This window comes from Pseudomonas sp. EggHat1 (genome assembly GCF_014892995.1).
GTDB lineage: Bacteria > Pseudomonadota > Gammaproteobacteria > Pseudomonadales > Pseudomonadaceae > Aquipseudomonas > Aquipseudomonas chaetocerotis.
In genome coordinates this window covers 1-12539 of record NZ_JACKQK010000009.1, presented here as the reverse complement: position 1 = coordinate 12539, position 12539 = coordinate 1, and the positions used below count along the sequence as shown (strand labels likewise).

At 62.1% G+C, this 12539-nt stretch carries 14 protein-coding genes; 4 read left to right on the top strand and 10 right to left on the bottom strand.

Annotated elements, in window-relative coordinates:
* Window positions 1-25: 25 nt before the first annotated feature.
* Window positions 26-1522 carry a CoA-acylating methylmalonate-semialdehyde dehydrogenase gene (locus INS93_RS15150; protein WP_192983478.1) on the bottom strand — a complete coding sequence of 499 codons (1497 nt, stop codon included), beginning with the start codon at window positions 1520-1522 and terminating at the stop codon, window positions 26-28.
* Window positions 1523-1648: 126 nt separating this feature from the next.
* Between INS93_RS15150 and INS93_RS15145 the strand changes: the two genes are divergently transcribed.
* The gene (locus tag INS93_RS15145; RefSeq protein WP_192983812.1) at window positions 1649-2530 is read left to right on the top strand and encodes an AraC family transcriptional regulator; all 882 of its coding nucleotides are present in this window, start codon (window positions 1649-1651) and stop codon (window positions 2528-2530) included.
* Window positions 2531-2541: 11 nt separating this feature from the next.
* Here the strand turns inward: INS93_RS15145 and INS93_RS15140 are convergent, their stop codons facing one another.
* Both INS93_RS15140 and INS93_RS15135 read right to left on the bottom strand, forming a co-directional pair.
* Window positions 2542-2955 (bottom strand): PaaI family thioesterase, encoded by a 414-nt coding sequence (locus tag INS93_RS15140; RefSeq protein ID WP_074675450.1) that lies wholly within the window; start codon window positions 2953-2955, stop codon window positions 2542-2544.
* A gap of 96 nt (window positions 2956-3051) precedes the next feature.
* The gene (locus INS93_RS15135; RefSeq protein WP_192983475.1) at window positions 3052-3864 is read right to left on the bottom strand and encodes an HDOD domain-containing protein; all 813 of its coding nucleotides are present in this window, start codon (window positions 3862-3864) and stop codon (window positions 3052-3054) included.
* A gap of 138 nt (window positions 3865-4002) precedes the next feature.
* Between INS93_RS15135 and ung the strand changes: the two genes are divergently transcribed.
* The gene (gene ung / locus INS93_RS15130) at window positions 4003-4692 is read left to right on the top strand and encodes a uracil-DNA glycosylase (protein ID WP_192983472.1); all 690 of its coding nucleotides are present in this window, start codon (window positions 4003-4005) and stop codon (window positions 4690-4692) included.
* 94 nt (window positions 4693-4786) lie between these two features.
* Here ung and INS93_RS15125 read toward each other — a convergent pair whose 3' ends face one another.
* The 6 genes from INS93_RS15125 to INS93_RS15100 all read right to left on the bottom strand — a co-directional run bounded on the left by INS93_RS15125 (window position 4787) and on the right by INS93_RS15100 (window position 10777).
* Window positions 4787-5647 (bottom strand): DUF6279 family lipoprotein, encoded by an 861-nt coding sequence (locus INS93_RS15125; protein WP_192983469.1) that lies wholly within the window; start codon window positions 5645-5647, stop codon window positions 4787-4789.
* 243 nt (window positions 5648-5890) lie between these two features.
* Window positions 5891-6592: an ABC transporter ATP-binding protein gene (locus INS93_RS15120; RefSeq protein WP_072422687.1), complete on the bottom strand. Its 702-nt coding sequence runs from the start codon at window positions 6590-6592 to the stop codon at window positions 5891-5893.
* Between the two features lie 3 nt (window positions 6593-6595).
* On the bottom strand, window positions 6596-7363 hold the full coding sequence (livG, locus tag INS93_RS15115) for a high-affinity branched-chain amino acid ABC transporter ATP-binding protein LivG (RefSeq protein WP_192983466.1): 768 nt from the start codon (window positions 7361-7363) through the stop codon (window positions 6596-6598).
* The gene (locus tag INS93_RS15110) at window positions 7360-8619 is read right to left on the bottom strand and encodes a high-affinity branched-chain amino acid ABC transporter permease LivM (protein ID WP_192983463.1); all 1260 of its coding nucleotides are present in this window, start codon (window positions 8617-8619) and stop codon (window positions 7360-7362) included. Before INS93_RS15110 ends, livG begins: the two co-directional genes overlap by 4 nt.
* A complete protein-coding gene (gene livH, locus INS93_RS15105; protein ID WP_004423699.1) occupies window positions 8616-9539 on the bottom strand; it encodes a high-affinity branched-chain amino acid ABC transporter permease LivH in 924 nt (307 codons plus the stop codon). Before livH ends, INS93_RS15110 begins: the two co-directional genes overlap by 4 nt.
* A 116-nt stretch (window positions 9540-9655) precedes the next feature.
* Entirely contained in the window at window positions 9656-10777 is a 1122-nt protein-coding gene (locus INS93_RS15100) for a branched-chain amino acid ABC transporter substrate-binding protein (protein WP_160020569.1), read from the bottom strand.
* A gap of 295 nt (window positions 10778-11072) precedes the next feature.
* Here INS93_RS15100 and INS93_RS15095 point away from each other — a divergent pair, with 295 nt between their 5' ends.
* The gene (locus INS93_RS15095) at window positions 11073-11390 is read left to right on the top strand and encodes a DUF2288 domain-containing protein (RefSeq protein WP_192983461.1); all 318 of its coding nucleotides are present in this window, start codon (window positions 11073-11075) and stop codon (window positions 11388-11390) included.
* A 95-nt stretch (window positions 11391-11485) separates the two neighbouring features.
* Entirely contained in the window at window positions 11486-11857 is a 372-nt protein-coding gene (locus tag INS93_RS15090; RefSeq protein WP_192983458.1) for a DUF5064 family protein, read from the top strand.
* A gap of 67 nt (window positions 11858-11924) precedes the next feature.
* Here the strand turns inward: INS93_RS15090 and INS93_RS15085 are convergent, their stop codons facing one another.
* The gene (locus tag INS93_RS15085; protein WP_192983457.1) at window positions 11925-12143 is read right to left on the bottom strand and encodes a bacterioferritin-associated ferredoxin; all 219 of its coding nucleotides are present in this window, start codon (window positions 12141-12143) and stop codon (window positions 11925-11927) included.
* Between the last annotated feature and the right edge of the window lie 396 nt (window positions 12144-12539).

Below are 12539 nucleotides of genomic sequence, written 5' to 3'. Positions count from 1 at the left end.
AGTCTAAGAAACGGTCACCCGGTTCTCATTTCAGCTGAATAGTCATGTTCGGGCCATCGCCGAGCGGTGTGTCGTCGAACCAACGGCTGGTCACCGTCTTGGTTTCGGTATAGAAACGCACTGCCTGCTTGCCGTAGGCGTGCAGGTCGCCATAGAACGAGCCCTTCCAGCCGGTGAAGGAGAAGAACGGCAGCGGCACCGGAATCGGCACGTTGATGCCCACCTGGCCGACTTCAATCGCGTGCTGGAAATGCCGCGCAGCGCCGCCGGAGCGGGTGAACAGGCTGGTGCCGTTACCGTAGGGGCTGGCGTTGACCAGTTCGATGGCTTCTTCCAGGGTCGCAACCTCCATGCACACCAGTACCGGGCCGAAGATCTCCTCGCGGTACAGACCCATCTTCGTCGTCACGCCACGGAACAGTGTTGGCCCGACCCAGTTGCCGTCCGGGTAGCCGTCCACCGCGCAGTGCGAGCCGTCGAGCAGGCAGTCGGCGCCTTCGGCCTTGCCTTCCTCTATCAGGCGCAGTACGCGCTGGCGTGCCTGTGGGCTGATCAGCGGGCCATAGGCGGCACCGCTGTCCTGCCAGTGACCAGGGCGCAGCTCGGCCATTTGCTTGGCCAGCTCGTCGATCCACTGTTTCGATTCGCCGACGAACACCGCCACGCTGATCGCCATGCAGCGTTGACCGGCCGCGCCACAGCTGGCGCCGAGCAGGTTGCTGAGCACTTGATCCTTGGGTGCGTCAGGCATGATCACCATATGGTTCTTGGCCCCGGCGAAGGCCTGCACGCGTTTCAGATGCTGAGTGCCGGTGCGATAGACATGCTGGCCTACCGTCACTGAACCGACGAAGGACACCGCGCGTACCAGTGGATGCACCAGCAGCGCATCGACCTGCTCGCGTCCGCCATGCAGCACCTGCAGCACGCCGGCCGGTGCGCCAGCTTCGAGGAACAGTTCGGCCAGACGATTGGGCGTCATCGGGTCCTGTTCCGAGGGTTTGAGAATGAAGGTGTTGCCGCAGGCGATGGCCAGCGGAAACATCCACAGCGGGATCATCGCCGGGAAGTTGAACGGGGTGATGCCGACGCACACGCCCAATGGCTGGACCCAGCTGGCGGTGTCGATCTCGCGGGCGACGTTCTCCACTGTCTCGCCCATCATCAGGCTGGCGATGTTGGCGGCATGTTCGGCCACTTCGATACCGCGCCAGACGTCGCCCTTGGCGTCGGCGAAGGTCTTGCCGGTTTCCGCCGCGAGAATCTCCGCCAGCTCGTCGTGATGCTCCTTGAGCAGGTGCTGGTAGCGCAGCATCAGGCGGGCGCGCTCCGATACCGGTACTTCGCGCCAGGCGAGGAAGGCTTTCTGTGCACCGGTTACTGCCGCTTCGATTTCCTCGGCAGTGGCCTTGGGGGCGAGGGCGATTACCTCCTGAGTGGCCGGGTCGGTGACTTCGATCAGCTCATCGGCCTGGCTGGTTTGCCACTGGCCATCGATCAGTTGCGGCAGGGTAATGGGCATGGTCGCCTCCTGTTGTTCTTGTATGGGGTTCTTTATAGCCACTCGCCGCCGCTTTGTGGATTGACGATCTTGGTCTTGAGATGGACGATCTTGTCATTCGGTTCGTTATGGAAGGAAGTGGTGGGTATGGGCATGCGGGTGGAAACCTCCAATTGGCCGCTGCCGCTTGGCGGACAGCGCTTCATCACGCCGCCGCGCTTGCGCCGCCTGCTGGCGCGCCATGCGCTGAGCTCTGGCTGCTATCCCCTGGCCATGGGCTTTTACCCGGAGGCGGCCGGGCACCAGATGCGGCGCCTGCAGCCGGACGATCACCTGCTGATCTATTGCCGTTCCGGCAGGGGTTGGCTGGAAACAGAGGATGGACGATTCGAGGTCACCGCTGGCGATTTGCTGTTGCTGCCCAAGGATGCACCGCATGCCTATGGCGCCGATGGGCAAAACCCCTGGACGATCTACTGGGTGCACTTCGACGGCAGTCTCGGCGTGGACTTCCTGCGCCTGATGGGCACTCAACCTCACCGGCGTATTGGCGTGCAGCCCAGGCTGATCGGCGATTTCGAGGCGTTGCTGGGCTTGCAGCGCCAGGGCTTAAACGCATTGCCCTTCATCCATGCTGCGCACCGCTTGCAGGCGATGCTCAGTTCGCTGGCGGTACTACCGGCGCGGGTCAGTCTGAAATCCGGGCGGGTGCTGGATATCGAAGCGGTGCAGGCGGTGATGCGCGAGCACCTGAACGGTAGCCTCAACCTCGACGAACTGGCGGCGCACTTCAAGCTGTCACGCTTTCACTTCGCCAAGACCTACCGCGCGCTGACCGGTCACGCGCCAATCCAGGACTTCATTCAGTTGAAGATGGCATTGGCTTGCCGCCTGCTCGATCGCGGCGACATCGAGGTGCGTCAGGTCGCCGAGCAACTGGGCTATGAGGATCCGTATTACTTCTCGCGGCTGTTTCGCAAGGTGGTGGGCATGGCGCCCAGTCATTACCGGACGCTGCATCAGGGTTAGTCGCGCGCCTGCTATACCCGCGCGATGGTCGCCAGACCGGTGGCCACCAGCTTTTCCTGGCCGTCTTTCACGGCGAACACGTCGGCTCGGCATACTGCCTGGCGCTGGCCGGCCTTGAGCACTTCGGCGCGGCACAGCAGGCGTTCGCCAAGCGCGGGTGCGAGCAGGTTGAGTTTGTATTCGCTGGTGACCACATCGCCAACCATCGACGCCGCTGCCCAGGCGCAGCCACTGTCGACCATGAAGCCGACGACCGCGCCATGCATGTAGCCATGGTGCTGGCACAGGTCGGGACGGCTGCGCACCTGCAGGCTGACCCGGCCTGGCGCGAAGTCGAGCAGTTCGGCGCCGAGCAGTTGGGCAAAGGTGGAGTGGGCGAGCGCCTGTTCCAGGCGCTCGCGGCTGATACCGTTCGAGTCGCTCATATGACCTCCTGCATGGGCGTGCAGAAGAGTCTCGACCTGCTCCAGAGGGAGGACAAGCTGCATCCATGTGCCTGATGAGGCTGCATAGCAGGCACTTCAGGCGAGCAGACGCTTCCACAGTTGCAGTTCGCCCGCCAGCTCCTGCCTCAGCTCGCCAAGTGGCTGCTCCAGCCCCAGTTTTACCTGCGCTGGTAGCGGCCCCTGTAGCGTCTGGCTCGTCTGCAGGGCACTGGCAAGCAGGACCAGATCCGCCAGGTCGGCAGCGCCGTCATGCTCGCGCTGCCACTGTCCATATAGACGAGTGGACTCGATGATCGCCGAGGGCAGTTGCCAGCGGGTCAGGACCAGGGCGCCGAGGTCACCAGACAGGCGCTCGCACAGCTCCTGAAGCGTGTCGCTCGCGCGCGGCACGTTCGGCCAGTGCTCCAGCTCCGAGAGCAGCGGCAGGCTGCCGATGTCCTGTAGCAAGCCGCCGAGCATGGCATCGTCCAGTGACATGCCTGTGCGCTGTGCCAGTACCGCGCAGTGGGCGGCGCGCTCCCTGGCACTGCGCCAACGAGCGCGAAATGCCAGCTGAAGCGCAGGTTCGGTGCTGGTGAACAGGTTTTGCAGGCTGAAGCCCAGCACCAGGTCTGCCAGTTGGCGGGTACCAAGGCGGCCCAGCAGTTCGCGTAGCGAGCTACAGGAGCGCTCCCCGCGCAGCAGAGGTGTATTGGAGAACTGCATCAGGTACGCGGCCAGCGGCGGGTCACCAGTGATCACGCGGGTCAGTTGTTCCAGCGAGGTGCGTGGGTCGTCCAACAGCTTTCTGATGCGGACGGCGGCTTCAGGCATTTGCGGAATCCTGGCTTCGCCCTTCAGGAAACGGTTGAGCAACGCCATGCGCAGGGTATCGGTAGAGGGAGACATCGGCTTGGCATCATCGATTGATACGGTTCCCGAAAGGCTAGCAAAGCATCCTTCGCCCTGCCGGCAAGCTCTTCCTTGACTTGCCTTGCTGCCTTCTCTAGCGTGCCTCCACTCGTTTTGTACCCGCAGGAAAACCGCATGACCGACGACCGCATCAAGCTCGAAGCCAGCTGGAAACACGCGCTGCGTGAGGAGTTCGACAAGCCTTACATGAGCGAGCTGCGTGCGTTTCTGCAGGCGGAGAAGGCGGCCGGCAAGGAAATCTATCCGCCGGGGCCGCTGATCTTCAATGCGCTAAACTCCACGCCGCTGGATCAGGTCAAGGTGGTGATCATCGGTCAGGACCCTTACCACGGTCCGGGTCAGGCGCATGGCCTGTGCTTCTCGGTGCAGCCGGGGGTGCAGACGCCGCCGTCGCTGGTGAACATCTACAAGGAGCTCAAGCGCGACCTGAACATCGACATTCCAGCCCATGGCTACCTGCAGAGTTGGGCCGACCAGGGCGTGCTGCTGCTCAACACCTCGCTGACCGTCGAGCGCGCCAATGCTGGCTCGCATGCCGGCAAGGGCTGGCAGTTCTTCACTGATCGGGTGATCGAGGTCGTCAGTGAACATCAGCCCAAGCTGGTGTTCCTGCTCTGGGGTGCCCATGCGCAGAGCAAGCAGCGCCTGATCGACCCGACCAAGCACCTGGTGCTGCGTTCGCCGCATCCGTCGCCGCTGTCGGCGCATCGTGGCTTCATCGGCAATGGTCATTTCAGTCGCTGCAACCAGTTCCTCAGCCAGAACGGCATGACGCCCATCGACTGGCGCTTGCCGACGCTATAGCGAGATCGCGTCGTAGGGTGCGCCGTGCGCACCGGCTTACCTGGTGCGTACGGCCTGGGTAGCCCCACGACTGAGTCTATCGGCTGCCGTTGTTTCAACGACTGACTACTGACTCGCCCCCCTGGCACTGCTGCGCAGCCAGGTCGGCATGAAGGCTTTCCAGGTGCTTGTCGGCTCGCTCCATCTGGTGTGAGTCTGCCTGCTCGACCAGATCGACGATCATCTCGGCCATGGCCTGACGGTTGCTTTCATAGCTGGCCTGATAGGCGCTGGTATAGAAGCGCTCGCGTTGTTGCAGCAGGGCGGTCATGCGCGCAGTGAAGTCATCGCCACGGCGTACTTCCAATGCCTCACGCAGAGCCTGTTGCCAGACCATGCGGTTTTCCAGCCAGATCTTGTTCTGTTCGCCCAGGCCCTGTGCCCAGCTCTGCACCCGCTCGCGCTGCCCGGCGTTCAGCGTGCCAAACCAGGGCTGCAGGCGCTCTTCCATGCGCTCGGCGCGCCGACTGACCTGTTCCTGCACGGGCGGCTCGAGAAACTCTTCACGCAGCTTGGCGTTCTGCTCGTCCATTGCCGCCAATAGCTGATCGACCTGACGCGGGCTTAGACCGCGCAGCAGTTCGATGGCGCTGGGCGTGATCTCCACGGCGATGCGCTGCATGGCTTGCTCGAAGTCGGCCAACTGGCTGGCCATCAGCTCGCTGTCACGGCTGCTCAGCGCCTGCTGACTGCGTTGCAGCCAGTCGAGATAACGCGGCAGCTCGACGCTGCAGTGCCAGGTCAGGTGTTCCTGCAGTTGGGGTTTGAGCCAGGCGCTCTGCTCGCTGGTCAGCGCCACGTAGTCGCCCAGCTTCCACGGGATCAGCCAATCGAGGTTGCGATAGGCCAGGCCGACACGGCTGCAGGCGCTCAGCAGCAGGGTGATGGCCAGTAGCAGGAGTAGAGGCTTGCGCATGAGCGGGACTCGCGAGAGTAGAGCTGTTGAGACTAATACTCGTCGAGGCTGACGCAAGAGGGCGGAAATATTCGCTTAAGAGTTCGCCATCAGGCCATGATCGCCGGCAAGCCGGCTCCTACAGGAGGCGGTGGTCTTACTGTTTGTAGGAGCCCGCTTGCGGGCGATCCAATGTGGACCGTTGCACTCCCGCAGATAAAAAGAAACCGCCCCGAAGGGCGGTTCCGATGTCGCAGGTTGCGCTTAGCCACCGAGGTAGGCGTCGCGTACCTTGGGATCGTTGAGCAGCTCTTCCCCGCTGCCGCGCATGACGATGTGGCCGTTCTCAAGTACGTAACCGCGATCCGCCAGCTTCAGCGCCTGGTTGGCGTTCTGCTCGACCAGGAACACGGTCACGCCGTCTTTGCGCAGTTGCTCGATGATGTCGAAGATCTGCTGGATGATGATCGGCGCCAGACCCAGAGACGGCTCATCGAGCAGCAGCAGGTTGGGCTTGCTCATCAAGGCACGACCGATGGCGAGCATCTGCTGCTCGCCGCCGCTCATGGTGCCGGCGCGCTGGGCGAAGCGCTCCTTCAGGCGCGGGAACAGGTGCAGCACCTTGTCCAGTTGCTCCTGATTGTCCGCCTTGTCACCGAAGAAACCGCCCATGGCCAGGTTTTCCTCGACGGTCAGGCGGGCGAACACGCGGCGGCCTTCCGGCACGATGGCGATGCTCTTGCGCATGATCTCCGGGGTGTCCATGCCCACCAGCTCTTCACCCAGGTAACGGATGCTGCCGCTGGTGGCGCGCGGGTTGCCGCACAGGGTCATCAGCAGGGTCGACTTGCCGGCACCGTTGGCGCCGATCAGGGTGACGATTTCGCCTTTCTGCACTTCGATGCTGACGTCGTGCAGCGCCTGGATCTTGCCGTAGAAGGTTGAGACGTTGTTGAAGCTGAGCATGGATTACGCCTCCCCCAGATAGGCTTTGATCACGTCCGGGTTGTTGCGGATGTCGTCCGGCGTGCCGTCGGCCAGGGGAGTGCCCTGGTTGATCACGTAGATGTGGTCGGAAATGCTCATCACCAGCTTCATGTCGTGCTCGATCAGCAGCACGGTGACATTGTGCTCGTCACGCAGCACGCTGATCAGGGCTTTCAGGTCTTCGGTTTCACGCGGGTTGAGACCGGCGGCCGGCTCGTCGAGCATGAGGATGCTCGGGCGCGTCATCATGCACCGGGCGATTTCCAGGCGACGCTGCTGACCGTAGGCGAGGGTGCCCGCCTCACGGTTGGCGAAGTCCACCAGGTCGACCTGTTCCAGCCAGTGGGCGGCGTAGTCCATGGCCTCGCGCTCGCTGCGGCGGAATGCCGAGGTCTTGAACAGACCCGCCAGGTAGCTGGTGTTGAGATGGCGATGCTGGGCGATCAGCAGGTTTTCCACCGCCGTCATGTCCTTGAACAGACGCACGTTCTGGAAGGTGCGCACCACGCCCTTGCGGGCGATCTTGTGGCCGGGCAGGCCTTCGATCGCCTCGCCGTTCAGGCGGATGCTGCCGGAGCTCGGCTGATAGAAGCCGGTCAGGCAGTTGAAGACGGTGGTCTTGCCGGCGCCGTTCGGGCCGATCATCGACACCACCTGCTTTTCCTTGACGTTCAGGCCCACCCCGTTGACGGCCAACAGGCCGCCGAAACGCATGGACAGGCCGCTTACTTCGAGAATCGTGCGGCTCATCGCTTCAGCTCCAGGTGGGGACGTTGCATCGGCAGCAACCCTTGCGGGCGCCAGATCATCATGAAGATCATGACCAGGCCGAAGATCAGCATGCGGTACTCGCTCAGCTCACGCATCTCCTGCAGCATCACCATGACAATGGCGGCGAGGATAACGCCCAGCTGAGAGCCCATGCCGCCGAGTACGACGATGGCGAGGATCATCGCTGACTCGATGAAGGTGAACGACTCCGGCGTTACCAGGCCCTGACGGGCAGCGAAGAAGCTACCGGCAAAACCGGCCAGGCTGGCACCGATGGTGAAGGCCGAAAGCTTGATCACGGTGGGGTTCAGGCCCAGCGCACGGCAGGCGATCTCGTCTTCACGCAGGGCTTCCCAGGCACGACCGATCGGCATGCGCAGCAGGCGGTTGACCAGGAACAGGGTCAGCAGCACCAGCAGTAACGCGATCAGGTAGAGGAAGATCACCTTGTACTGCGAGTTGTAGGCGATTTCGAAGTAGCCGTGGAAGGTCGGCATGTCGGCCGGCACGCGGCGTTCGAAGGACAGACCGAACAGGGTCGGCTTGTTCTCGTTGGCGATACTCAGGCCGTTCGGGCCACCGGTCAGTTCGGTGAGGTTACGCAGCAGAATGCGGATGATCTCGCCGAAGCCCAGGGTCACGATGGCCAGGTAGTCGCCGCGCAGGCGCAGCACCGGGAAACCGAGCAGGAAGCCGAACAGCGCAGCCATCATCCCGGCGATCGGCAGGCACATCCAGAAACTCAGGCCGAAGTAGTGCGAGAGGATCGCATAGCTGTAGGCGCCGACTGCGTAGAAGCCGACGTAACCCAGGTCGAGCAGACCGGCCAGACCGACCACGATGTTCAGGCCAAGGCCGAGCATCACGTAGATCAGGATCAGCGTGGCGATATCCACCGAACCACGGCTGGCGAAGAACGGCCACACCAGCGCCACCATGACCATCGCCAGGATGATCCAGCGCTGGGTGGAGGGCAGGGTGAGGAAGTTGCCGACCTGACCGGAGCCGCTGGGCAGCTTGGGCAGTTTGGCCCAGGTCGGAGTCAGTCGGTCACGCAGCAATTGCCAGAGGAAGATCAGCGTAGCAGCGCCGCCGATGCACCAGAGTTCGAAGGCACTTGCGCCTTCCACACGCAGGCTGATGCCGACGGTGGAGAGTTTCAGGCCCAGGACCGGGTAGGAAATGATCAGCACCAGCAGGGCGCTGAAAATCGCGGATTTGATGTTGCGGCTCATACCTTTTCCACCTCCGGGCGGCCAAGGATGCCGGTTGGACGGAACAGCAGCACCAGCACCAGCAGGCTGAACGCCACCACGTCCTTGTATTGGTCACCGAAGATATCGGCGCCGAAGGCTTCGGCAACGCCCAGCAGCAGGCCGCCGAGTACCGCGCCAGGGATGCTGCCGATGCCACCGAGTACCGCAGCGGTGAAGGCCTTGATGCCGGCGAGGAAGCCCAGGTGCGGGTTGATCACGCCGTAGTTCATGCCCAGCAGTACCGAGGCGATGGCGGCCAGCGCAGCACCGATGACGAAGGTCAGGGCGATGATGTTGTTGGTATTGATGCCGAGCAGGTTGGCCATCTTCAGGTCTTCGGCGCAGGCGCGGCAGGCACGGCCCAGGCGCGAACGGGAGATGAACAGGGTCAGACCGATCATGGTGACGAAGGTGACGATAAAGATCAGCACCTGCATGTAGGACACCACCACGCCGTTGGCGGCGCTTTCACCGAAGACGAAATTGCCGGGCAGCAGGCTGGGAATGGCCTTGTCCTTCGAGTCCTGTGAGAGCAACACGGCATTCTGCAGGAAGATCGACATACCGATCGCGGAGATCAGCGGGATCAGGCGGTTGCCGCCGCGCAAGGGGCGATAGGCCACCCGCTCGATGCTGTAGCCGTAGGCGCTGGTGACGATCATGGTGGCGGCGAAGGCCGCGATCATCACGAAGGGCACGGCTTCCAGGCCGAACATGGCGAGGCCGGCGATAACGGTGAAGGCTACGTACGAGCCAATCATGTAAACCTCGCCATGGGCGAAGTTGATCATGCCGATGATGCCGTAGACCATGGTGTAGCCGATGGCGATCAGGGCATAGGTACTGCCAATGGTCAGGCCATTGATCAGCTGTTGTAGGTAGTGATAAAGATCAGGCATTGCCTAACTCCTGGGCGCTTGCGTAAAGCGGCGCTTGTGGCGCAGCGCGAGGCCGGAATTCTTCTAATAAACAAAGCCCACTGCTCGCGCAGTGGGCTTTGGCTCAGACAGGAAGCTTACTTGGCTTCGGACTTGGTGCCGTCCTGGTGCCACTCGTACACCACGAAGCTGAAGTCCTTCAGGTCACCCTTCTCGTCGAAGCCCAGGGAACCGGTAGGGGTGTTGAAGCTGTTGGCGCGCAGGGCAGCCGCTACCTTGGCGGTATCGGTATCGCCAGCTTTCTCGATGCCTTCGGCGATGACCTGAACGGCAGCGTAGGCCGGGAACACGAACGGACCGCTCGGGTCTTCGTTCTTGGCTTTGAAGGCCTCGACCAGCGCCTGGTTCTTCGGATCCTGGTCGAAGGACTTCGGCAGGGTGACCAGCAGGCCTTCGGAAGCCGGGCCGGCGATGGCCGAGATTTCCTTGTTACCCACGCCTTCCGGGCCCATGAACTTGACGTTCAGGCCGCGCTCTTTGGTCTGGCGCAGCAGCAGGCCCAGCTCCGGGTGGTAGCCGCCGTAGTAGACGAAGTCGACGCCAGCCTGGTTGAGCTTGGCGATCAGCGCCGAGAAGTCCTTGTCGCCGGCGTTGATGCCTTCGAACAGGGAAACCTTCACGCCTTTGCCTTCCAGGGTCTGCTTGACCGCGGTGGCGATACCTTCACCGTACTGCTGCTTGTCGTGAATGACGGCGACGTTCTTCGGCTTGACGTGGTCGGCGATGAAGTTGCCGGCGGTCGGGCCCTGCAGGCTGTCCAGACCGATGGTGCGGAAGACCAGCTCGTAACCACGAGCGGTGATGTCCGGGCTGGTGGAAGCCGCGGTGATCATCAGGATGCCTTCGTCTTCGTAGATGTCGGAAGCCGGCTGAGTGGAGCTGGAGCACAGGTGGCCAACCACGAACTTGACGCCGTCGTTGACGATCTTGTTGGCAACGGCAACGGCTTGTTTCGGATCGCACGCGTCGTCGTAGACCACGCCTTCGAGCTGGGCGCCGTTGACGCCGCCGGCCTTGTTGATCTGTTCGATGGCCATCTTGGCGCCGATGAATTGCATCTCACCGTACTGAGCAACGGCACCGGTCACCGGACCGGCCAGACCGATCTTGATGTTGTCGGCCGCCATCGAATAGCTGGCCGCCCCCGCCAGTGCCATTGCCGCGAACAGCTTGGAAATCTGCTTAGTAGCCTTGTTCATGAGTGCTCCACTCTTGTGTTTTTCGTTGTTGTAGTTCTTGCGGCCGAAGCTGCAGAACCGGGTCCGTTACCCCGGTAATGCCTCCGGCAACTGTACCGGAACAGTGTAGAGCGCGGATTTGCGCCTTGAAAAGCCGGCAGCTGGAGGCGATACGTGGGGTTGTCGCTAAATTGCAAGGAATGTATAGAAAAACGGCGTGGCCTGGGTCGGCTGGCGAGCGTCGCGCGGTTGCCAGGGCAGTTGCCGACGCTATCATTGCGCGCCTGCATTCAAAGCCATCGACACGGGACACACCATGACGGATCAATCTAGCACCCTCTATGCCAAGCTGCTCGGTGAGACAGCGCCGATTCGTTGGCAGGAACTGCAGCCGTTCTTCGCTCGCGGTGCGCTACTCTGGGTCGAGGGTGGCGAGGATCTGGTGGCGGTCGCGCAGGCCCTGGCCGAGAACGATCAGGCTCGAGTTGCGCAATGGATGAACCAAGGCCTGCTGTGCAAGCTCGAAGATACACGTGCCGAAGATCTGCTCGCGCGCAACCCCCAGTTGTGGGCAGTCGTGGTCGCCCCCTGGGTGTTGGTACAGGAAAGGGCAGGGGATTCAGCTGTGCACTGAAATGGTGCGATGCAGGGCTTTGAGCAGCGAGCTAGACTCTTCGCACGCTCCCGTCAGGGAGTTTCTCGCAGTGCCACGGCAAAGGAGTGAGCCCCATGTTCGAACCTGGTCACCTGCATCGCAGCAATCCGCCTGGCCTGGGCGGGCAACCTGGTTACAGCATCGATTTCTACTATGAGGTGCGCAAGGATTCACAAGAAGGACCCATGCTGCATGGGCGCCTGGTCGGCGAGATCGAGGGCAGGGCATTCGAGGAAGTCTTCGAAATGCATCGCGATACCGCGTTCAACTTCGCCAGCGTGATCTCCCGCCTGGTAGCCAAGCATGGCTTGCCGCCCAACCACAGCCCGATCATGCGTGCCCATGCCGAATACGATGCGCTCTTCGAAGACATCCGCGCCAAGTTGCACGCCAAGCCGGGTGAAGCGGTGGATCTCGATCACCTGGAGCGCGACGGTCCGACGTGACCCTTGGCTGTTCGAGGACGAAAAAAAACCGGATGCTCAGATCCGGTTTTTTATTCTCGGCCGTGCGTCAGGCCGCGACGAAACCTGCAGGGTAGGCCAGCGAGGTTTGGCTGCTTTGCACTTCAGCGATGGTTTCGCGGACGACCTGCTTGGCCAGGCAAGCGCACTTGCCGCACTGGCTGGCGATGCCGAGCGTGCCGCGCACTTCACGATAGCTGCAGCAGCCCTCGTAGACCGCATCGCGGATTTGAGTATCGGTGACACCTTCACAGAGGCAGACGTACATAAGCAAGGCTCGTCTTGGTGGTTCTGTTCGATGGATCGGATACTAATGTTAATGAGAATGCTTGTCAAAGATCGATTGCGAATGCTCGTATCTCCTGACGAACGGTGCAGTCGCCGGCAGGGGGCGGGCAGAGAAAGGTATTTGCGTTTTCGCGGGGGAGGATACGTTGGGCACCGGACTGGTAATTACGTGTTAGCTGTCGATGACTTGGCACTCTCCGTTAGCGAGATCGTCTGATCTGATGGGGTTCGCCCCTTACGGGCGACTCACTTTCTTTGCTTGTGCAAAGAAAGTAAGCAAAGAAACACACCCCTGCATACGGCCCCGGCTGCGCCGGGGTTCCCTCGCTCCATCACCGCTCCAGGGGCCCGCTGCGAAGGGCCATCCATGGCCCAT

Bases quoted from the DNA above. Each gene is read 5' to 3' on its own strand.
- INS93_RS15150 (WP_192983478.1), bottom strand. From the start codon at position 1,522: ATGCCCATTACCCTGCCGCAACTGATCGATGGCCAGTGGCAAACCAGC.
- INS93_RS15145 (WP_192983812.1), top strand. From the start codon at position 1,649: ATGGGCATGCGGGTGGAAACCTCCAATTGGCCGCTGCCGCTTGGCGGA.
- INS93_RS15140 (WP_074675450.1), bottom strand. From the start codon at position 2,955: ATGAGCGACTCGAACGGTATCAGCCGCGAGCGCCTGGAACAGGCGCTC.
- INS93_RS15135 (WP_192983475.1), bottom strand. From the start codon at position 3,864: ATGTCTCCCTCTACCGATACCCTGCGCATGGCGTTGCTCAACCGTTTC.
- ung (WP_192983472.1), top strand. From the start codon at position 4,003: ATGACCGACGACCGCATCAAGCTCGAAGCCAGCTGGAAACACGCGCTG.
- INS93_RS15125 (WP_192983469.1), bottom strand. From the start codon at position 5,647: ATGCGCAAGCCTCTACTCCTGCTACTGGCCATCACCCTGCTGCTGAGC.
- INS93_RS15120 (WP_072422687.1), bottom strand. From the start codon at position 6,592: ATGCTCAGCTTCAACAACGTCTCAACCTTCTACGGCAAGATCCAGGCG.
- livG (WP_192983466.1), bottom strand. From the start codon at position 7,363: ATGAGCCGCACGATTCTCGAAGTAAGCGGCCTGTCCATGCGTTTCGGC.
- INS93_RS15110 (WP_192983463.1), bottom strand. From the start codon at position 8,619: ATGAGCCGCAACATCAAATCCGCGATTTTCAGCGCCCTGCTGGTGCTG.
- livH (WP_004423699.1), bottom strand. From the start codon at position 9,539: ATGCCTGATCTTTATCACTACCTACAACAGCTGATCAATGGCCTGACC.
- INS93_RS15100 (WP_160020569.1), bottom strand. From the start codon at position 10,777: ATGAACAAGGCTACTAAGCAGATTTCCAAGCTGTTCGCGGCAATGGCA.
- INS93_RS15095 (WP_192983461.1), top strand. From the start codon at position 11,073: ATGACGGATCAATCTAGCACCCTCTATGCCAAGCTGCTCGGTGAGACA.
- INS93_RS15090 (WP_192983458.1), top strand. From the start codon at position 11,486: ATGTTCGAACCTGGTCACCTGCATCGCAGCAATCCGCCTGGCCTGGGC.
- INS93_RS15085 (WP_192983457.1), bottom strand. From the start codon at position 12,143: ATGTACGTCTGCCTCTGTGAAGGTGTCACCGATACTCAAATCCGCGAT.